Annotated in this window: 16 protein-coding genes; 8 read left to right on the forward strand and 8 right to left on the reverse strand. The window is 70.9% G+C overall.

Features of this window, described 5'->3' with window-relative positions; translation table 11 throughout:
• Positions 1-69: 69 nt before the first annotated feature.
• Positions 70-1,305 (reverse strand): GNAT family N-acetyltransferase, encoded by a 1,236-nt coding sequence (locus E1267_RS18290; protein ID WP_132333779.1) that lies wholly within the window; start codon positions 1,303-1,305, stop codon positions 70-72.
• A gap of 70 nt (positions 1,306-1,375) precedes the next feature.
• On the opposite strand from E1267_RS18290, the gene E1267_RS18295 reads away from it, so the two are divergent.
• Both E1267_RS18295 and E1267_RS18300 read left to right on the forward strand, forming a co-directional pair.
• Positions 1,376-4,117: a helix-turn-helix transcriptional regulator gene (locus E1267_RS18295; RefSeq protein ID WP_246063992.1), complete on the forward strand. Its 2,742-nt coding sequence runs from the start codon at positions 1,376-1,378 to the stop codon at positions 4,115-4,117.
• 319 nt (positions 4,118-4,436) lie between these two features.
• Positions 4,437-4,904, forward strand: coding sequence for a dihydrofolate reductase family protein (locus E1267_RS18300; RefSeq protein WP_132333781.1), 468 nt, complete (start codon positions 4,437-4,439; stop codon positions 4,902-4,904).
• A 29-nt stretch (positions 4,905-4,933) separates the two neighbouring features.
• On the opposite strand, the gene E1267_RS47290 is transcribed toward E1267_RS18300, so the two are convergent.
• Positions 4,934-5,059, reverse strand: coding sequence for a hypothetical protein (locus E1267_RS47290; protein ID WP_281283654.1), 126 nt, complete (start codon positions 5,057-5,059; stop codon positions 4,934-4,936).
• A 20-nt stretch (positions 5,060-5,079) separates the two neighbouring features.
• Here E1267_RS47290 and E1267_RS18305 point away from each other — a divergent pair, with 20 nt between their 5' ends.
• Positions 5,080-5,370, forward strand: a complete 291-nt coding sequence (locus E1267_RS18305) for a hypothetical protein (RefSeq protein ID WP_246063990.1) — start codon at positions 5,080-5,082, stop codon at positions 5,368-5,370.
• A 71-nt stretch (positions 5,371-5,441) separates the two neighbouring features.
• On the opposite strand, the gene E1267_RS18310 is transcribed toward E1267_RS18305, so the two are convergent.
• Positions 5,442-6,992, reverse strand: coding sequence for an FAD-dependent monooxygenase (locus tag E1267_RS18310; RefSeq protein WP_132333782.1), 1,551 nt, complete (start codon positions 6,990-6,992; stop codon positions 5,442-5,444).
• A 61-nt stretch (positions 6,993-7,053) separates the two neighbouring features.
• Positions 7,054-8,076, reverse strand: coding sequence for a glycoside hydrolase family 113 protein (locus E1267_RS18315; RefSeq protein ID WP_132333783.1), 1,023 nt, complete (start codon positions 8,074-8,076; stop codon positions 7,054-7,056).
• A 101-nt stretch (positions 8,077-8,177) separates the two neighbouring features.
• On the opposite strand from E1267_RS18315, the gene E1267_RS18320 reads away from it, so the two are divergent.
• The gene (locus tag E1267_RS18320; protein WP_132333784.1) at positions 8,178-8,831 is read left to right on the forward strand and encodes a TetR/AcrR family transcriptional regulator; all 654 of its coding nucleotides are present in this window, start codon (positions 8,178-8,180) and stop codon (positions 8,829-8,831) included.
• Positions 8,832-8,851: 20 nt separating this feature from the next.
• Here E1267_RS18320 and E1267_RS18325 read toward each other — a convergent pair whose 3' ends face one another.
• Positions 8,852-9,988 (reverse strand): adenylyl-sulfate kinase, encoded by a 1,137-nt coding sequence (locus E1267_RS18325; RefSeq protein WP_132333785.1) that lies wholly within the window; start codon positions 9,986-9,988, stop codon positions 8,852-8,854.
• A 99-nt stretch (positions 9,989-10,087) separates the two neighbouring features.
• On the opposite strand from E1267_RS18325, the gene E1267_RS18330 reads away from it, so the two are divergent.
• The 3 genes from E1267_RS18330 to E1267_RS18340 are packed head-to-tail and all read left to right on the forward strand — an operon-like array spanning position 10,088 to position 13,176.
• Positions 10,088-10,984 carry a class I SAM-dependent DNA methyltransferase gene (locus E1267_RS18330; RefSeq protein WP_132333786.1) on the forward strand — a complete coding sequence of 299 codons (897 nt, stop codon included), beginning with the start codon at positions 10,088-10,090 and terminating at the stop codon, positions 10,982-10,984.
• 36 nt (positions 10,985-11,020) lie between these two features.
• On the forward strand, positions 11,021-12,541 hold the full coding sequence (locus E1267_RS18335) for an MBL fold metallo-hydrolase (RefSeq protein WP_132333787.1): 1,521 nt from the start codon (positions 11,021-11,023) through the stop codon (positions 12,539-12,541).
• Positions 12,538-13,176 carry a TetR/AcrR family transcriptional regulator gene (locus E1267_RS18340; protein ID WP_132333788.1) on the forward strand — a complete coding sequence of 213 codons (639 nt, stop codon included), beginning with the start codon at positions 12,538-12,540 and terminating at the stop codon, positions 13,174-13,176. The genes E1267_RS18335 and E1267_RS18340 overlap by 4 nt, the downstream gene beginning before the upstream one ends.
• A gap of 7 nt (positions 13,177-13,183) precedes the next feature.
• Here E1267_RS18340 and E1267_RS18345 read toward each other — a convergent pair whose 3' ends face one another.
• A complete protein-coding gene (locus E1267_RS18345; protein WP_132333789.1) occupies positions 13,184-15,577 on the reverse strand; it encodes an ATP-binding cassette domain-containing protein in 2,394 nt (797 codons plus the stop codon).
• Positions 15,578-15,887: 310 nt separating this feature from the next.
• On the opposite strand from E1267_RS18345, the gene E1267_RS18350 reads away from it, so the two are divergent.
• Positions 15,888-16,856: a hypothetical protein gene (locus E1267_RS18350; protein ID WP_246063991.1), complete on the forward strand. Its 969-nt coding sequence runs from the start codon at positions 15,888-15,890 to the stop codon at positions 16,854-16,856.
• A gap of 364 nt (positions 16,857-17,220) precedes the next feature.
• On the opposite strand, the gene E1267_RS45685 is transcribed toward E1267_RS18350, so the two are convergent.
• Complete coding sequence (locus E1267_RS45685; protein ID WP_220449551.1) at positions 17,221-17,523, reverse strand: PNPOx family protein; 303 nt, start codon at positions 17,521-17,523, stop codon at positions 17,221-17,223.
• 339 nt (positions 17,524-17,862) lie between these two features.
• A complete protein-coding gene (locus E1267_RS18360) occupies positions 17,863-19,233 on the reverse strand; it encodes a glucose-6-phosphate dehydrogenase (protein ID WP_132333791.1) in 1,371 nt (456 codons plus the stop codon).
• Positions 19,234-19,317 lie beyond the last annotated feature (84 nt).

The following is a 19,317-nucleotide window of genomic DNA, read 5'->3' on the forward strand; positions in this document are numbered from 1 at the left end:
CGCACGGTGTGATGCGGACCGATCCGGTGCCTTGCCGGGGTCGTGTCCAGCCGCGGAACGTGACGGTCATCAGAAGGCGGGGAAGGCCGAGCCCGAGGGGTGGAAGGGCTCGCGCTCGCCGCGAAAGGCGAGCGAGGCGGCCGTGACCGCGCCGAGGCGCAGTTCCTCGACCCGGCCAACGGCTGCCAGGGACGACAGGGTGGTGCCGCCCAGGTAGGCCGCGCCCAGTTCGGCGGAGGTCAGCCGCAGGTCGGGCCGGGCCGGCGTACGTTCGCAGGTGACGGACTCCTCGTCGGCACGCAGGTGGTAGCGGCCCGCGTTCCACGGGCAGAACGTGTCCTGGACCTCGAGGACCAGGTCCAGCGAGGTCGAGTACCGGCGTGCCGCCAGCGCCCGCTCCACGTCCACCAGGCGGACCCAGAGGTTGTCGACCACGGTGGTGCGAGCCGCGCGCGGGTCGGCCAGCAGGTGCTTCAGCGGTTCGTCGACGGCGCCGTCGTAGGTGAGACCGGCGTGAGCGTCGAGATCGATGAGGTAGCGCCACAGGGCGGCGTACGACTGCCTGGTGGTGGCCGCGACCTCGATGACCTGCACCAGCTCCTGCTTGGAGCGGTAGAGGGCGTAGCCGGTGATCTCGCCGCCGGGCTCGGTGTGGAAGGCGAAGCGCAGTGCCGTCCCGCCCTCACGCGCACGTTCGCCGTCGGCCAGACGGGCCGCCCAGAACGTCTCCGTACGGTCGACCCAGCCGACCCCATCACGGCGGGCGGTGTCGTAGACCTTCTCCAGCAGCGGCCGGGCCTCCTGGCGGCCGAGCAGGTGAATCGTTCCGTCGCCGAGGTCGGTGCCCGGCCGCAGAGCCATGAACCTTTTGTCCCCCCGGATCTGGGCCACGTGGCTGGCGACGCCGTACCCGAAGCGGCCGTAGATCGTCGCCTCGGCGGCGTTGAGCGCGGCGATCGGTTCGCCGCCCGATTCGTACAGGTCGGTGAGCTGCTTGCGCATCATCGCGGTGAGGATCCCGCGACGCCGGTGCGTGGGCAGGACCGCGACGAGCGTGATTCCGGCCACGGGAACGGACACGGGCGCCGCCGAGCCTGGGACCGTCATGACGCGGCCGTAGATCGCCGCGCCGCCGACGATCGCCTCGCCGTCGTAGGCGGCGATCGTGCGTCCGGGGTCGATGGAGGAGGCGGCGTTCCTGAGGCCGCCCTCGTACCAGTCCTGGCCGTAGGTCGTGGTGACCATGCGAGCCCACGCGTCGAGCTCATGGGCGCCGATGGTCCGCAGTGGGTGGGTGACTGTCATGCTTCGAGCGTGGCCGGGTGAACAGGCGCCGCACATCAGGTGATCTGTGTATTTATATGCTGGCGCGGTGATGGCGGAACGCGTGGTCAGTCCGGTGTTCGTCGGCCGGAACGAGGAGCTGTCGGAGCTCGCGGCGGCCCTGGACACCGCTGTCGAGCAGGGTCCGGCAGTGGCGCTGGTGACCGGAGAGGCCGGGATCGGCAAGTCGCGGCTGCTGGCGGAGTTCGCCAGGTCGCTGGATCCGGCCGTGCGGGTGGTCGAGGGCACCTGCACGGAGCTGGGCAGTGACAGCCTGCCGTACGCGCCGTTCGTGACAGTGCTGCGCAGGCTGATCCGGGTCGAAGGGGTGCTGCCAGGGCCCTACCGCCAGCTCGCCCGCTGGTTCCCGGAGCTCGGCGAGGCCGGCGACGCGGAAGGCGGCAAGCACCAGCTGTACGAGGAGGTCCTGACGCTGGTCGAGCGGGTGGCCGCGGACCAGCCGCTGGTCATCGCCATCGAGGACCTGCACTGGGCCGACGCCGCCACCCGCGAACTGCTCGGCTTCCTGGCCAGGAACCTCACCCAGGCGGGCGTGCTCCTGGTGATCACCTACCGGTCACAGGAAACCGGCGACGGGCTGCTCGGGCCGCTGCTGTCCGAGCTGTCCCGCCGCCCGCGCACCACCGCGCTACGGCTGGACCGCCTGGACCGGCAGGGCGTGAGCCGCCAGCTGGCCGCGATCCTCGGCGCCGAGCCGGACGCGGCCACCGTACGCCGTGTCCACGAACGCAGCGACGGCAACCCGCTGTTCGTCGAGGCCCTCGCCCGCGCCGGCGAGCGGACTCCGGACAGCCTGCGCAACCTGCTGCTCCACGGTGCACGGTCGCTGCCCGGCCCGGCTCGCGAGCTGCTGCGCATCGCTTCCGTGGCGGGCGGCCGGGTCGGCCACCGGCTGCTGGCGGAGGTGGCCGGGCAGGACGGGGTCGGGCTCGACGCCCTGCTGCGCGAGCTCGTCGACCGCAGCCTCCTCCGCACGGCAGGGGACGGCTACGACTTCCGCCACGCCCTGATCCGGCATGTGGTGTACGAGGAGTTGCTGCCGGGCGAGCGGGCACGCCTGCACGCGCGCTACGCCGAGGCCCTGCGCGATTCCGGCGCCCACGCGGAGCTGACGGCGCACGCCTACGCCGCCGGGAATCGCGGGCTCGCGCTGTCCGCCGCGCACCTGGCCGCGTGCCGGGCGGGCGGCACCCACGCCTACGAGGAGCAGGTCCGCCTGCTGGACCAGGTCCTCGAACTCTGGGACCCGGACGTGAACCTGGAGGTCGACAGGATCGACGTCCTGACCGGCGCGGCCGAGGCCTGCATGCTCAGCGGCGACTACGTCCGCGGCATCGACCACGCCACCGCCGGGCTGGCCGCCGTGGACGAGCGGCGCGAGCCCGAGCGGGCCGCCCAGCTGCTGGAGCACCGGGGCAGGCTGCGGCACCGGCTGGACGCGACCGGCGTCTCCGACTGGGAACGAGCCCTGGAGCTCCTGCCCGCCGCTCCCGACAGCGTCCAGCGGGGGCGGCTGCTCGGGGTGCTGGCCATGGGCCTGCTGCCGGAGGTGGACAGGGCTCGCGAGCCGTTCGAGGAGGCGCTAAGGATCGGCCGGTGCACCGGCGATTCCACGGTCACGGTCCGCGGGCTGCTGGGCGTCGGTTCGATGACGCGCGACCTCGGAATGCTGGCGCAAGCCCGTACGCTCGCCGAGCGGCTCGACAGCCATGACCTGCTCATGACCGTCCCCATGTACGAGGCCATGCTGCACGCCAAGGCCGGCGACCAGCGCCGCGCCATCGCCGCGGCCCGCGACGGCATCCGCCACGCCCGCCGGTACGGGCTGGGCCGCAGCCGCGGCGCCGAACTCGCGCGCTACGCCGGGCGCAGCCTGATCCTGGCCGGGCAGTGGGACGAGGCGGCCGCCGTCCTGCGGGAGAGCCTCCAGGACGATCCGCCACCGCTGTCGCGGCAGGCCCTGCTCGTCCTCGCCGGCTACCTGTCGCTGCTGCGCGGGGATGTGTCCGCGGCGGCCGTGGAGCACGACGGCGGAGGCAGCCTGTTCCTCCGCCATCAGCTGCTCTGCCTGCTCGCCGTCGCCCAGGGCGACCCGGAGCGGGCCGACCTGCTCCTGGACCGGGCGCTGGCCGATCCGGCGCTCACCCGGATCTACAGCAGCGACGCCCGGCCGGTTCTGGTCGCCGGCGCGCTGGCGCAGCGGGCACGCCTCGCCCACGGCGCCGGCGAGGGACTGCGGCATCGGGTCGCGGAACGGCAGGCCGAACTCGCCGCGGCCGATGCGACGCTCGGTGTGGACGGGCGGCTCGACCGGGCCTGGCAGATCATGTTGCACGCGCTGATCGAGGACGACGGATGGGACGGCGCGGCGGAGTCCTGGCGGGAACTGCGGCAGCCGTACGAGCTGGCGTTGAGCCTGTACCACGGCGCTCGGGCCGCGCTGGCGGCAGGCGACCGGCCGGACGGAACGGCCCGCCTCAGGGAAGCCGCGCGGCTGGCCGCGTCCCTGGGCGCCGCGCCGCTCACCCGGGAGATAGCCCTGCTGAGGCGGCCCCGGCCCGCCCAGGACGGGCTCACGGAGCGTGAGCACGACGTGCTCAGGCTGATCGCCGAAGGCCTGAGCAACCGGCAGATCGCCGCCCGGCTGCACATCTCGCCGAGCACGGCGGGCGTGCACGTCTCCCACATCCTGACCAAACTGGGCGCGGCCACCCGCACGGAGGCGACGGCCATCGCCTTCCGCGAAGGGCTGGCGGGCTCCGCCCCGGCCTAGCCCAAAGGTGAGTCGTTGGGCGGGGACGAACGGTGGGAAACAGGCCGTACTCACCCTTGTCGAACGGCTGTCAGCAGGACATGCCTTTCGGCTGCACCCCTGATCGAGCCGGACGCGCTCACCACGCCGTATGCGGCGTCGCGTGGTGCGAGCACTCTTTGCAGATCGCCAGAGAGAAGTTGTGGCAGGACGTCGAGAACCCGCGTGCGGTTCCGTCCCCGAGAAGAAGAACCGCTGCAGTTCCTCCGGCGCGTGTCACGAAGGCTCCGTACCGGCGGATCTGCTCAATCCGGCAGACACTCGAAAGGCACCGTCAGTGATGAGGAAGCTCATAGTCCAGCAGTGGGTCACCGTCGACAACATCGCCGCGGAGGAGGACGGCGGCCTCGGCTTCGTGTCAGGGGAGCCCTTTTCCGAGACCACCAACTCCGCGTTCCAGGCGAAGGTGACGGGGTTCGTCGACAGGGTCGACACGCTGATTCTCGGCGCGAACACCTACGCCCAGTCCAAGGACTACTGGCCGTACGCCGACGAGCAGGGCGAGTACGGCGAGAAGCTCAACAACCTCACCAAGTTCGTCGCCTCGTCGAAGCTGGACGGCGCTCCCTGGGGAGATTTTCCCGCCGCGACGGTGACGCGCGATGCGGGCGCCACCGTTCGTGAGCTCAAGAAGCAGGACGGCAAGGACATCTGGATGTGGGGGAGCTTGACCCTCATGCGCTCCCTGCTGGACGCCGGCGTCGTCGACGTAGACGATCACCACGCCCGGCCGGGACGAGCTGGGTGATGGCGCAGCACCCTGTCCGGCGAGCCGGGCTACGTCGGGAGGCCGACGGCGTTGGACGCGTCGGCCTCGAAGTACTCCGTCGTGGCGCACCCGGCGGTGTGGTCCTCGAAGAAGCTCCTGACGCCGTCGATCGAGTCATGGACGATGACGTTCACCGCCTTCGACCAGCGAGCAGATGAACGACAGCGGCCTCACCGACGCCGCCGTCCGCGACGCGCTGACGGTGCTGGCCGCGCTGGTGCACGCCGCGCGGCCCCTCACGGCGGACGAACTCGCTGCGGCACTCGACTGGCCCGTCCAGCGAACGGCCGGCGCCCTCCACACGATCAGCCGTCGTCCCGCCCTCTCCGACCCGCTCACCGTGGAGCAGGTCGGGCGCGACGCCTACGCCACCGCCCCGAGGCCGGACCGCCTGAGTCCCGCACAACGCGTCGCGCTGCTGGTCAGTCCGGGCTCGCGAACGTGACGAAGTCGTACGGGTGAAGAGGCTCCTGACGTGCTGGTTCCCGTCGGAGCGCCTTGCACGGCGGGCGGCCGCTACGGCGATGGCGCGAACCATCGCCGCAAGGCCGCCCGGAGGATTTCGATCTCCATGGGATCCGGCCGGGGCGACGCGGATGCCCAGGCCACATAGCAGTCCGGTCGAAGGAGCAGGGCGGTGGGCGCCGGGCTCTGGGAGCGCGCCGTGACGATCTCGACCTGGTCGTCCCGCAGCGCGAGCGTCTTCCCCAGTGATGCGTCCTCGGTCAGGTCGAGCAGCAGCGGGCGTGCGGTTCTGGTCAGCTCGGCGAGCCGTACCGGCCCGTCGGGGGTGTGCAGGTCCAGGTCCGGGGCGAACCGGCCGGCGAGCGGGTGCGCGTCGCCCGCGCCCATGTCGTAGTGGACGTCGGCGCCCGCCGTGAGTCCGGCCAGGCGCCGTACGGTGTCCGGGTCGCGCAGCAGTTCGCCGAACACCTCGCGCAGTCCGGTGACGTCGCTGCCGGGCGCGATCAGTGCCGCCTGTGCCTGCGCGTTCAGCACCATGCGCCGGGCGGCCGCTCGGCGCTCTGTCTCGTAACTGCTCAACAATCCGTACGGGGCGTTTCCCCGGATCTCGGCGGCGAGTTTCCAGCCGAGGTTGACGGCGTCCTGCAGGCCCAGGTTGAGCCCTGGACCGCCTCCCGTGGCGGCGTACACGTGGGCGGCGTCGCCGACCAGGAACACCCGGCCGTCGGCGAACCGTTCCGCGACCCGGGTGTTACCGCCGCTCAACCGGCGCAGCGCGTGCGGTCCCTGGCCGTCGGGCTGGCCGAGCGGCATGTCGACGCCGAGCACGCGGCGGATGCTCGCCCGAAGCTCCTCAAGGCTCATCGGAGCGTCGGGCGTGGGCTGGTCCCACTCCGTCGTGCTGAGCAGCGGCGGGTGGCCGGGCATCGGCGCGTAGGAGAACCCTCCGCGCTCGGTGCGGTGGGGCAGGAACGGTGGAACAGCGCCGTAGCCGGGCACGTCCAGCGCGCCGGTCACAGGATCGACCCAGCCCGCCGGGACGGTCGCATGCGCTGAGCGCACGGTCATCCGGTCGTAGGTGACACCGGGGAAGGCGATGCCGGACAGTTTTCGCGTGGTGCTGTGCGCTCCGTCCGCGCCGGCGAGGTACCGGGCGCGCATGCGGTACGCCCCGCCCGGACTCGCGACGTCGATGGTGACCGCGTCGTCGTCCTGCGACAGGCCGACGACCTCGTGACCCCGCCGGATCTCCACACCCAGTTCGACGGCGCGCTCCTGCAGGACCTGCACGATGCGCCGCTGCGGCACCGGCAGGGCGTAGACAGGGCTGTCCTCCAGCAGGCTCAGGTCCAGGCCCATCGCGCCGAACATGAAGTACGCGGAGTTCGGCTGCGGCGGTTCCGGGCTACCGCTGAGGGGTTCGCACAACCCCCGGCGGTCGAGCATCTTCACGACCTGGCCGAGCAGTCCGTTCGCCTTCGGTTCCTCGCTCGGCTCCGGCAACCGCTCCAGCACGACCGGCCGGACGCCCGCCAGGCTCAGCTCGCAGGCCAGCATCAGCCCGTTCGGACCGCCGCCGGCGATGACGACATCTTTGATCATGTGTACTCCTTGTTCGCCCGCAGTTCGCCCGTACAAGGGGCAGGACGGATGAAGCGCCCGGTCAGCCGCGGTAGTGCTCGGCGAGGGCGGCGAAGGCGGCCTTGGGTTCCCAGGGCATGCCGGGGTAGGTGTCCCCGCGGCGGTCGTCCAGGACCTTGACGATGCCGGGGCTGGCCAGGTCGAGGTCGTCGCGGGGATCGCCGTCGGGGCGGTGCGGGAAGTTGTCGATGGCGAAGAGGAAGACGAAGGCGCTGTCGACCCCTGCGTCCTCGTAGATCTCCAGCAGCTCCCGCAGGTACGTGGCCTGGCCGGCCTCGTCGCGGACGCACTCTCTGTTCAGCCGGACCGGCGCGCCGGTGTCCTCGTCGAATTCGAGGACCTCCAGAACGCGGCCGCCCCTGTCGCCCGCCCCGCGGTAGGCGGCGGTGCCGAACTCCGTGATCGCGACCGGCTTCCCCTGCGCCACGAGGGTGCGCACGCCCTCGGCGAACCGGTCGGCGACCTCGGCCGACCGGTAGAGGTCCACGCCCACGAGGTCGAAGGGGACCCAGTCGATCCGCTCGAGCGGTATGGCGGCATACGTGATGCGTCCGCCGAATCGCTCGCGAACGAGCGCGACGGCGCGGGCGAGGAAGTCGTTGACCCGTGTGCTGAGTTCGGCAACCCGCTCGGCCAGGCGATCTCGTTGAGTCAGCAGTCCGAGCCTGTCCTCCTGGGTGTCGCCTGGCAGGAATCCCTTGTTCATCAGGCTCAGCTCGGCGCCGGTGACGAACACGACCTCGGCGCCGCGCCGCCGGATCCGCTCCGCCCGCTCAGCGCAGTCGGCGAACAGCGACAGCGTCTCCTCGCCGGTCAGCTCCAGGGGGTATGGCGAGAACCAGACCTCCAGGCCGAGGTCGGCGGCGTACGTCGCGGCCAGTTCCAGCCGCTCGGGATCACCACCGATGACGCGGACCGCGGTGCAGTGGAGGTCGTCCCGGATGATCTCCAGCTCACGCCTGACCACGTCCGGGTCGAAGCGTTCACGGGAGAACCCGCCGTTGCGGAGCAAACCGGTGTCGTAGGTGATGCCCTTGGCCCTCATCGCGGTGATCCTTTCCTGAGGGATGAGGACGCTCAGGCTAGACAAGAAAAGTGCGTGTACGCAAGTTTGCGTACACGCATCAAAGCTGGAATGCTGGGCCGGTGACGACGAGACGGACGGGGCTGCGCGAGCAGAAGAAGCAGGCCACCCGTGACGCCTTGCGGGCGGCGGCCCTGCGGCTGGCACTTGAGCGTGGGCCCGACAACGTGCGCGTCGACGACATCGCCGAAGCCGCCGGCGTCTCACCGAGGACGTACAACAACTACTTCCCCAGCCGCGAACACGCGATCGTCGCCGCCGTCGCCGCCGAGCGGGAGGTGCGAGTCGCGGCGGCGGTGGCCGACCGGCCCTCCGGCGTCGGCCTCGCCGACGCCGTCATCGAGGCGATCGCGGATCAGTACACCGCCCCGGACGATTCCGGCCGGGACGCTCTGCTGCTGATCACCACGCACCCCGCGTTGCGGGACGCATTCGTCGATACCACGACCGCGATCGAGCATCCCCTCACCGACGCGATCGCCGAACGGCTCGGCGATGACGACCAGCACACGGCACGGGTGCTCGCGGCGAGCGTGGCCGCCGCGGTGCGCGTGGCGATCGAGCAGTGGCTGCAGACAGCGGCCTCGTCCATGACGAACAGCGGGCTCGTCGTGCCGTCCGGCTCGCTGGCGGACCTCCTTCGCACCACGCTCGCACCCCTCACCCCCGCACTCGACGCCGCCGAGCAACGAGCGCTCCGCCGCCCCCACGAATGACCGCCCGTGCTGCGAGAACGTCAGGTGAGATGGGGCCAGCCACCACTGCGGGCCAGTACGTCCGCCGCCACCTCCTGCACCGAGCGGCCGTCGGTGTCGATGCGCAGATGGCCGACCTTCGGGCGGTCGAGCGCCTCGGCCTCGCGCGCCGCGCGTCCGGCGGCGCGGCTCAGGGCGTCGGCGTCCAGCCCTCTCAGCTCGTCACCCGGGATGGCAGGACCTCCTCCCCGGCCGCGCTGCGCGACCCTCTCGGCCAGCGTTTCCGGGCCGGCGTGCAGGCGGCACACGGTGATCTCCGCTCCGGGGAGCCGGTCGGCGTAGCCGCGGACGGTGTCGTCGGCCTCGCCGGAGACCACCAGGCACCGGGCGCCCATCGCGCGATGGCCGCTCCAGACGGCGGCGAGGTTGCGCGCCTTGAGAGCACGGTGGTCCGCGCCGGGGCCCAGCGCGCTGATCTGCTTCACGTCGACGTAGGCGGCGCGTACGCCGCTCCGGTAGATCTGCGTGAAAAGTTCGTAGCCGGCCGTCGACTTCCCCACCGCCGTGGCGCCGCAGACCCACAGCACAGGAAACGGCGCGTCGTCGGCCGGCGGACGGCTGCGCCGGCCGGCGGCGTCCCCGAGTGTCGCGGCGGGAAGGTCGCCAGGCCATCCGCCGGCCCGCTCGCGGACCAGCCTGGCCGCCTCGGGCACCGTCAATCCGCCGGTCGGCACGCACAGGTCGGCGTAGTCGCTGTGATCCAGGGCCCGCGCCTCGGCTACCGCGTGCTCCACCAGCTCCGGACGCCATCCACGTGCGAGGAACCGTTCTTTGAGCTCGGCGCTCTCGACGCGCAGCCGGCACACCGTGAAGCGGAGGCCGGGCAGCAGGGTCGTGTACTCGCGCACCTCCTCGGGGGTGTGGACGAAGCCGGCGAGAACGAGGCATCGCCCCCCTTCCTGCTGGAAGTTCCGCCACATCGCAGCGAGGTTGCGGGCGCGAAGGCGATGCGTCATGCCCTCGGGCATGGGATGGCACAGGCTGATCTGGTCGGCGTCGACGAACGCCGTCTTGACGCCGTTCCGGCTCAGCAGCGCGAACACCTCCCAGCCGATCGTGGACTTCCCGACTCCCGACGGCCCTGACAACCACAGCAGAGGCGGACGTACATCTCCCATTCGCGCGACCCTAACCGGCACCTGGCGGGGCGAGCGAACGGATTTCCCCCAGCGATATCGGGTGGTTCGGGCCCGGCCGCGGTACGTACCATCCCCGGCATGCCTTTTCACGTACACCCGCTGGCCTGGCTTCTGGCGCTCGAAGGCGTCGCGCTGCTGCGCGCCCAGGCAGGTGACATCGGCGGCGAGGAGAACTTCGTGGCGCGGCGGATCGCCGAGATCCGCAGGTTGTGCGCCGACCCGGAGCTGGCACGCCGTACGGGCGCCGTCGTCGGCCACGCGAGCACGGTGGAGGGGTACGCGCAGTGGGCCGGCTCGTACGACTCCGAGGAAAACCCGCTGATCGCGGTGGAGGAGCCGCAGGTCCGGCGCATCCTCGCCGCTTTGCCCCCGGGCAGGGCCCTGGACGCCGCATGCGGCACGGGAAGGCACGCCGCGTTCCTCGCCGGGCTCGGGCACGAGGTCGTCGGTGTGGACTCGTCGGCGGAGATGCTCGCCCTGGCCCGCGCCAAGACCCCGGACGGCACGTTCCACGAGGCGGACCTGCACGACCTGCCGATCGAGCCGACGAGCTTCGACCTGGTGGTCTGCGGGCTGGCGCTGACCCACCAGCCGGCTCTCGGGCCTGCGTTGCGCGAGTTCGCCAAGGTGGTCAGGCCGGGCGGCCACATCGTGTTGTCGGACATCCACGTGCTCTCGCTCTACCTCGGCGGCGTGGCCAAGGTGACCGGGCCGGACGGCGGTCTGCGGGCGATGCCGGCCGGCCGCTTCCTGGCCGGCGACTACATCGCCGCGATCCGGGAGGCCGGGCTGGAGATCGTGGCCTGCCACGAACCCAGGTGGGGCGAGGCGCCGGGCGGGCACGGCGGCCCGCTCGCCCAGCAGTGGTGTCCCGAGGCGGCCGAGCTGGCCTACCGCGACACCCCCGCAGTGATCATCTGGCACCTCCGCCGCCCCCTGGCCGGCGCTTCAGGACCATTGGGTCCTAATATGTAAACGCATCCGTATGCGTTTACGAAATGAGGTGACCGAATGCTGAAGCTCCTGGGCAAGATCGGGTTACTCGTCTGCGCCCTCGCGGCCGGCGCTGTCTGGCTCGTCATCCTGCGGCTGAAGAACGTGCCGGTTCCGCTGCTGGTGGCGTACGGGCTGGTGCTGGGTGTTTTCGTGGTCGCGATGGCGTGGCCCGGTGTGCTCGGCCGGCTGTCCACCCGGCGCCGGGTGGCGGCGTTCGCCGGAATCCCGGCCGGCCTCGGCACCCTCGGGCTCTACCTCGCGGTCGTGTACCACGTCACGGACCTGCCCGTGCTGCCGGCCCTCGCCGCCGTGGCCTGCCTGGCGTGGGCGGTGGCCGCCCTCCTGCGCGGGCGCCGTACGGCGGGCGACCCGGGCGCCCGCCGGACCAGGCGGGCCTTCCTCCTCGGCGGTGCCGGCCTGGTGCTGGGCGTGATGAGCGGGCTGTCGGTCAGCCGGGTGGAAGGCCGGCGCCGCGAGGTGCTCGCCGGGCTAGAGCGGCAGAGGCAGGCGGCCGTACGCGCCGCGGGCACGCGGAAGCGGGTCGCCGACGGCGCCGTACGGGTGTTCCCGATCCACACCGGCGACACCATCGTCACCTACGGCCAGTTCTACGGCGGACTGGACGGCTGGGAAGGGCTGAACGGCTACGTGCGCACCCTGGTGGACAAGGCGCAGATCGCCGTACCCGTCCACGCCTACCTCATCGACCATCCCCGGCACGGGCTCCTCCTGGTCGACACCGGCGTCAACAGCGAGCAGGCCTGGGATCATGACGGGTACTACGACATGACCTCGCGCCTGCTGACCGAGCGCGACGAATACCGGATGACCCCCGAGCAGGACCTGCGCGTACAGTTGGCCCGGCTCGGCTACGACGCCGAGGAGATCAGCACCGTGTTCCTCACCCACGTTCACGACGACCACGCCGGAGGGCTGCGCCACCTGCCGCGGGCGACGGTGGTGATGGACCGCCGCGACTGGGAGCACGGCGTGTTGTATCCGCACTCCTTCGAGCTGGTCAAGGACAACCTGTCCTTCCCCGCCTTCGACTCCGGGCCCTTCGGGCCCTTCCCGGCCGGCCAGGATCACTTCGGTGACGGCAGCGTCATCCTGCTGCCCACCCCCGGCCACTCTCCCGGCCACATGTGCGTGCTGCTGCGTCTGGACACAGGCGGCGTGCTGTTCATGGGCGACACCCTCTACACGCTGCCCCACCTGGCCGTGGACCAGGTCCGCCAGATGACCATCGGCGGGGCCGACACGGTCCGCCAGATCGGGGCGGCCCGGCGCATCCAGAAGATGCTGGCCTCCGACCCCGGCGTCGTGCCGCTGTTCGCCCACGACAACACCCGCTACCAGTCCGAGTTGGTCGCCTCCGCCTTCGCCGACGGCACGCCCGGCGAGGAGGGGCTGCGGGCGTTGCGCGCCCACATGGACACCGTTCTCACCCCCGGCTGGCGGTTGCGGCCCGGGCACGCACCGCATTTCGTACCGCCGGCGGCCGGTACGGCGCGAGGGCGGGTGGAGTTCCGATGACCTCGACGCGGCGCACCCGGGGCAGACCGCGCGACCCCGAGGCCGACGAGGCGATCATGAAGGCGGCACTGGAGTTGTTCGTGGAGCGCGGCCTGGAAGGCGCGAACGTCGAGCAGATCGCCAAGCGCGCCGGCGTGGCCAAGGTGACCGTGTACCGGCGCTGGTCGTCGAAGGAGGAACTGCTCACGCAGGCGATCGAGCGGGCCCGTACGCTCGCCCCCGAGGCCGACCTCTGGGCCGGTGCCGACGCCGCGGCGTCGCCGGCCGACGAGCGGCTCATGGACTCCTGGGTACGCACCTTCGGCGACCCCCGTTTCCGGGCGGTCCTCGCCCAGCTCATCGGCTCCAGCGTCACCCGGCCGTCGCTGCTGGCCACCTACCGCGAGCAGCACATCGAACCGCGCCGCAGGCTGATCCACGCCGCGCTTGAGCGGGCCCGCCGCGACGGCCGGGTGGACGCCGACGCCGACCTCGACACCGTGATCGACATGGTGGTGGGCGCGGCGATGTACCGCATGCTCATCGACCCGGACGCGCCCGCCGCCCCCGACGCCACCCGCGCGTACCTGGAACGGGTGCTCCGCCAGGTCGACCGGCTGCTGCGGCGCCCCGACCCGCCCGAAGGGAGCACGTGAGCGGCGGTCAGGCCCCGACGTACGCCGCGAGGTGCTCACCCGTAAGGGTGGAACGGGCGGCGACGAGGTCGGCCGGGGTGCCCTCGAAGACGATCCGGCCGCCGTCGTGCCCCGCGCCGGGGCCGAGGTCGATGATCCAGTCGGCGTGCGCCATGACCGCCTGGTGGTGCTCGATGACGATGATCGACTTGCCGGAGTCGACGAGCCGGTCGAGCAGCGCCAGCAGCTGCTCGACGTCGGCGAGGTGCAGGCCGGTGGTGGGCTCGTCGAGGATGTAGACGCCGCCCTTGTCCGCCATGTGGGTGGCCAGCTTGAGCCGCTGCCGCTCGCCGCCGGACAGCGTGGTGAGCGGCTGGCCGAGGCTGAGGTAGCCGAGCCCGACGTCGGCGAGCCGGCCGAGGATGGCGTGCGCGGCGGGCGTGCGGGCCTCGCCGGTGCCGAAGAACTCCGCGGCCTCGGTCACCGGCATCGCCAGCACCTCGCTGATGTCACGCCCGCCGAGGCGGTATTCCAGCACCGACGCGTCGAACCGCTTGCCCTCGCACTCCTCGCACGTGGTGGTGACGCCGGACATCATGCCGAGGTCGGTGTAGATGACGCCGGCGCCGTTGCAGGTGGGGCAGGCGCCTTCGGAGTTGGCGCTGAACAGCGCCGGCTTGACGCCGTTGGCCTTGGCGAACGCCTTGCGGATCGGGTCGAGCAGCCCGGTGTACGTCGCCGGGTTGCTGCGTCGCGAGCCGCGGATGGGGGACTGGTCCACGGAGACGGCGCCGGCGGAGGCGGGGATGGAGCCGTGGATCAGCGAGCTCTTTCCGGACCCCGCGACGCCGGTGACCACGCAGAGCACGCCGAGCGGGATGTCGACGTCGACGTCCTGCAGGTTGTGGCGGTCGGCGCCGCGGATCTCCAGCCTGCTCTTGGGCGTGCGTACGGACTCCTTCAGCTGGGCGCGGTCGTCGAGGTGGCGGCCGGTGATGGTGCCGCCGGCCCGCAGACCGTCGACGGTGCCCTCGTAGCAGATGGTGCCGCCCGCGGTGCCCGCGCCGGGGCCGAGGTCGACGACGTGTTCGGCGATCGTGATCGTCTCCGGCTTGTGCTCGACGACGAGCACCGTGTTGCCCTTGTCGCGCAGCCGCAGCAGCAGGTTGTTCATGCGCTGGATGTCGTGGGGGTGCAGGCCGATCGTGGGCTCGTCGAAAACGTAGGTGACGTCGGTGAGCGCGGAGCCGAGGTGGCGGATCATCTTGACGCGCTGCGCCTCGCCGCCGGACAGCGTGCCCGCGGGACGTTCGAGCGAGAGGTAGCCCAGCCCGATCTCCACGAACGATTCGAGGGTGTGCAGCAGCTTGGCCAGCAGCGGCGCGACCGGCGGCTCGTCGAGGCCGCGGATCCACTCGGCCAGGTCGCTGATCTGCATCGCGCAGGCTTCGGCGATGTTGACGCCCTTGATCCGCGAGGAGCGGGCCTCCTCGCTGAGCCGGGTGCCGTCGCAGTCGGGGCAGATGGTGAAGGTGACCGCACGGTCCACGAACGCCCGGATGTGCGGCTGCATCGCCTCCCGGTCCTTGGACAGGAACGACTTCTGGATCTTCGGGATCAGGCCTTCGTAGGTGAGATTGACGCCGTCGACCTTGATCTTGACCGGCTCCTTGTACAGGAAGTCCCGCAGTTCCTTCTTGGTGTAGTCGCGGATCGGCTTGTCGGGGTCGACGAAGCCGGACTCGGCGTAGACGCGTACGGTCCAGAAGCTGTCGGACTTCCAGCCCGGGATGGTGAACGCGCCTTCCGAGAGCGACTTGGAGTCGTCGTAGAGCTGGGTGAGGTCGAGGTCGGTGACCGTGCCGCGGCCCTCACAGCGCCCGCACATGCCGCCGATGCGGGTGTAGGTGGCCTTCTCGGCCTTGCGGTTGTTGCCGCGTTCGACGGTGATGGCGCCGCTCGCCCTGACCGTGGGGACGTTGAAGGAGAAGGCCTGGGGCGAGCCGATGTGCGGCTCACCGATGCGGCTGTAGAGGATGCGCAGCATCGCGTGGGCGTCGGTGGCGGTGCCGACCGTGGAGCGGGGGTCGGAGCCCATCCGCTGCTGGTCGACGATGATCGCGGTGGTGAGCCCGTCGAGGACGTCGACCTCCGGCCGCGCCAGCGAGGGCATGAAGCCCTGCACGAACGTGCTGTAGGTCTCGTTGATCAGCCGCTGCGACTCCGCGGCGATCGTGCTGAACACCAGCGAGCTCTTGCCCGAGCCGGAGACCCCGGTGAACACCGTCAGCCGGCGCTTCGGGATCTCGACGCTGACGTCCTTCAGGTTGTTGACGCGCGCGCCGTGCACGCGGATCACGTCGTGGGCGTCGGCGGTGTGCGGCGCAGGCGACCGCTGCTCTTCCCTCGTGGTCCGGCTCATCGTGTAGATCCCTTTCTCGCGCGGTCGCCGTCGTGACTTTCGTCCGCGTCGCCTGGCTGCGGTTCGACCAGTCATGAGCGTACGTGTGGTTGTCCTGTACCTCTGTCACGCGGGCCCGGGGGCGGAGCCCGTGTGAGCGGTGAGGTCCACGGCGCCACGTTAGGCGAGGGCAGAGGGCCGGCGCTTCTCGGATCCTGCCCGGTCCGCGCGAGAACTCCTCACCGCCGAGGTTCGTCGTTAGTGTGCAAGAATGCGATTAACCTCCCGATCTTCTGGCGCGTCAGCGTTCGTGGCGGCTGCCGTGGCCGTCATGGGCACCGCATCGGCCTCGGTCGCCCAGGCGGGCGACGTGAGCGCGGGCGCTACTGACCGAGTGCTCCGGGTCTACACCAACAACATCGAGAACCTCGTCAGGAACAACGCCGACGGTTCGTGCACCCGGATCTCGGGCCCGGACCACCTCACCTCCATGCTGGTCGACGACGGCGGCAGAACGGGCACCTCCGGCGTACAGGCTCCGGACCTGCTGATCGTGCAGCAGGTCCGCGGCACGGGACAGGCAACGGCCTACGCCGACCAGCTCGCCGCGAAGTTCGGCCATCCGGCGGGCACGTACAGGGCGATCGTGGCCTGGGACGACCCCGAGCCGTGGGGCGGCTCGCACCACTGCAACCGGCAGTCGCTGGGCGACCTGAAGAAGAAGCAGACGAACGCGATCATCTACAACACCAGAACGCTGAGCCTGGCGGCGGGCGACGTCTCGAAATACTGGAGCGCGGGCTGGCTGAAGCCCGGCACCGCGTACGCCGGCGGAGCCGGATGCACGCTCTACAAGCCGCCGAACAACGACGACGGCGCGGCCAACCGGCACAAGTGGAAACGTACGAGCGCCATCGCGGCGAAGTTCTCGATCAAGGAGACGGGGACGACGGTCTTCGCCGCGACCATGCACCTGCCCGAGCAGAACGGCGCGAATGCCTGCGCGGGTGCGGGCACGACCGGCGTCGCCGGTTCCGGCATCCACGTCGGCGCGGACGCCACGCGCCTGATGAACGCCTCGACGATCCGGGTGATCGGCATCGACGCCAACCGGAGGAACATCGCCTCCTCCACGCTGAGCGGCTTCGGCATGACCGGCTACGGAGCGCGGCCGACCTTCGGCACCAGGAAGATCGACTACCTGTTCGTCAAGGGCACGGTGCAGCCGTCGGCCATCGATCACACCGTGAGCAGCACGAAGTCGGACCACCTGGCGCTGTACGGGTTCATCGCGTACTGAGCTCGCACCCCAGGCGGGGTGGCGGGTGCCGTGCGCCCGCCACCCGGATCAGCGGGTGAGGAGGCGGACGCCGACCGGCTGCACTATTCACTGCGCTTCATGTCGGCGGTGACGGTGGATGGAGGACCTGGTATGTCCAGATCGTAGGTGGGTACATCGTGCGTGCGGTCAACCCTTTGCAGGCGGCGCTCACGACTGCCGGCCCGAGTTTGCGGCACTTGGAAGCAACCTTCGCGGCGCACGGTTCGTTCTACGCGGCCCGCGGTCGCCGGACCACGGCACTGACCTCACCACGGCCTGACCAGAGTAGCCCCGCACGTCACACGGAAGCGCGATATGAGCACAACACATGGCGGCGCGGGAGTTAAGGCATGGCACGCATCGCTTCGCTTCCTGCTGTCGGTCTGGCTGCTGTCGATACTCCTAGCCCGTAACCCTGCTCAACAACAGCGACAGACCTCAGGAACTCGACGGCGTCAGCACCGTACACGCCAGAAGGGTCGAATACCGCGCGAGCCCGTCCGCCCCCCGGCAAGCCGGAGAAGTTGCCGTCGTCGAGTTCGAAGCTCGCCGTGACCACGTCCGGTTGCCCGTCCGCGGAGACGGTGGCGATGCGAACGAGCGGCTGCGACTGCAGATATGCGAGCTCTTCTTCGGTGAACGACATGGATGAATTCCCCCTGCGCTTCACGCGGACTGCGGCTTCAGATTCTCCAAGTCTTCAACCTCAACCACTGTCGAGGTCAACCCGAGTCCGGCCGGTTTCGTTGGTCGCTAGCGACGGCGGCTGCCGCGACGGCCACACCTCACGGTCACTACGCCGAGCCCTGAGTCACCACGCTGGTGTGGTTCGCGGCTGAACAGCGACTGGCGGCCGTCGAAGGAAGCCCCAGTACGGTCCTCCGTAACCGGATCGCCCGGGTCAACGCGGCCTTCCGAAGCGGCAAGGTCGATGGACGACCTGCAACGCGACCTCGAAGCTCAGCAAGCCGCCCGCGAGGCGGAATCAGTTGCTCCTCACTCGGGCGGGCCCGTCCGATCCGGCCGGATATTCAGCAAGCGGCACCAGATCCCTGGACCAAGCCGACATGACCGGTTCGAGAACCCGCCAGGCCTCTTCGGCCTCGTCGGCACGGATGGACAGCGCCGCGTTCCCGAGCAGCACATCCGCCAGCAGCCGGCCGTAGGCAGGCAGTTCGGAGGGCGCCGGCTGCGCGGTGAGGGTGAGCGGGGCGAGAGTGCGGGCGTTGCTGCCGATCCCGGCAAGCGCCAGGGTCATGCTCTCCGGCTCCAGCCCGAAGCGCAGCACGTTGGGCACGACCTCCTCGTCGAGGCCAAGGGGCAGGTGCGGTACGGGCCGGAAGCGCACTGCGACCTCTTTGCGGTCATGGCCGAGCGCCTTGCCGGAACGGAGCCGGAAGGTCGTGCCGGACCAGCGCCAGCTTTCCAGCGCCAGCTCTACCTCGGCGAAGGTCTCGGTACGGCGCCGCGGGTCCACGCCCTCCTCCTCGGCGTAGGAGGGGACGTCGCGGTCGCCGACGCGGCCGGCCAGGTAGCGTGCGCGGTGAGTGCGGCGTACGACGTCGTCGTCGGTGAGCGGGCGCACCGAGCGGAGCACGTCGATCTTCCGGTCCCGCAGGTCGCGTTCGCCGAGGCTGAGCGGCGGTTCCATGGCCACCAGGCACAGCACCTGGAGCAGATGGTTCTGCACCATGTCCTTGAGCGCCCCAACGCCGTCGTAGTAGCCCGCCCGGCCCTCCAGGGCCAGGGTCTCGTCCCAGACGATCTCCACCTCGGAGATGTGGGAGCTGTTCCAGATGGGCTCAAGGACGCGGTTGGCCAGCCGGCTGCCGAGCACGTTCTGGACGGTCGTCATGGCGAGGAAATGGTCGACGCGGAACACCGCATGCTCGGGCACGACGCCCGCCAGTAGCCGGTTCAGCTCCACCGCGCTGGCGAGGTTTTCGCCGAACGGCTTCTCCAGCACGATCCGGCTGCCCGGCGGCAGGTTCGCAGCGCCGAGGGCGGCGACCGCGCCGGGGAAGATCCCCGGCGGGAGGGCGACGTAGACGGCGACGGGCCCGCCACCGGCGACGAGCGAGGCCATGTCGGCGGCGTTGGTGGCGTCCGCCTGCCGGTATCGGGCGGAGTCGGCGATCGCCTTCCTGGCCTCGGTGGGCTCCATCACAGCGTGCCGGTCGAGCTGGGCGGACGCCCAGCGGCGGAACTCCTCGTCGGTCCAGCCTTGCCGGTCGGCGCAGGTGAGTTCGAACCGGTCGGCGAGGTGTCCGCCCGCGCGCAGGGCGACCAGAGCCGGCAGCAGATAGCGGGCGTTGAGGTCGCCGGTTGCGCCGAGGATGACGAGTCGGTCGATCATGCCGTGCTACCCGCTCTCGCTCGTGCGAGGTTGACGCCGCTGGCGATGATCCCGATGTGGCTGAACGCCTGCGGGAAGTTGCCC

Source organism: Nonomuraea longispora, assembly GCF_004348345.1.
Taxonomy (GTDB): domain Bacteria; phylum Actinomycetota; class Actinomycetes; order Streptosporangiales; family Streptosporangiaceae; genus Nonomuraea; species Nonomuraea longispora.

Bases quoted from the DNA above. Each gene is read 5' to 3' on its own strand.
- E1267_RS18290 (WP_132333779.1), bottom strand. From the start codon at position 1,305: ATGACAGTCACCCACCCACTGCGGACCATCGGCGCCCATGAGCTCGAC.
- E1267_RS18295 (WP_246063992.1), top strand. From the start codon at position 1,376: ATGGCGGAACGCGTGGTCAGTCCGGTGTTCGTCGGCCGGAACGAGGAG.
- E1267_RS18300 (WP_132333781.1), top strand. From the start codon at position 4,437: ATGAGGAAGCTCATAGTCCAGCAGTGGGTCACCGTCGACAACATCGCC.
- E1267_RS18305 (WP_246063990.1), top strand. From the start codon at position 5,080: ATGAACGACAGCGGCCTCACCGACGCCGCCGTCCGCGACGCGCTGACG.
- E1267_RS18310 (WP_132333782.1), bottom strand. From the start codon at position 6,992: ATGATCAAAGATGTCGTCATCGCCGGCGGCGGTCCGAACGGGCTGATG.
- E1267_RS18315 (WP_132333783.1), bottom strand. From the start codon at position 8,076: ATGAGGGCCAAGGGCATCACCTACGACACCGGTTTGCTCCGCAACGGC.
- E1267_RS18325 (WP_132333785.1), bottom strand. From the start codon at position 9,988: ATGGGAGATGTACGTCCGCCTCTGCTGTGGTTGTCAGGGCCGTCGGGA.
- E1267_RS18330 (WP_132333786.1), top strand. From the start codon at position 10,088: ATGCCTTTTCACGTACACCCGCTGGCCTGGCTTCTGGCGCTCGAAGGC.
- E1267_RS18335 (WP_132333787.1), top strand. From the start codon at position 11,021: ATGCTGAAGCTCCTGGGCAAGATCGGGTTACTCGTCTGCGCCCTCGCG.
- E1267_RS18340 (WP_132333788.1), top strand. From the start codon at position 12,538: ATGACCTCGACGCGGCGCACCCGGGGCAGACCGCGCGACCCCGAGGCC.
- E1267_RS18345 (WP_132333789.1), bottom strand. From the start codon at position 15,577: ATGAGCCGGACCACGAGGGAAGAGCAGCGGTCGCCTGCGCCGCACACC.
- E1267_RS18350 (WP_246063991.1), top strand. From the start codon at position 15,888: ATGGGCACCGCATCGGCCTCGGTCGCCCAGGCGGGCGACGTGAGCGCG.
- E1267_RS45685 (WP_220449551.1), bottom strand. From the start codon at position 17,523: ATGTCGTTCACCGAAGAAGAGCTCGCATATCTGCAGTCGCAGCCGCTC.
- E1267_RS18360 (WP_132333791.1), bottom strand. From the start codon at position 19,233: ATGATCGACCGACTCGTCATCCTCGGCGCAACCGGCGACCTCAACGCC.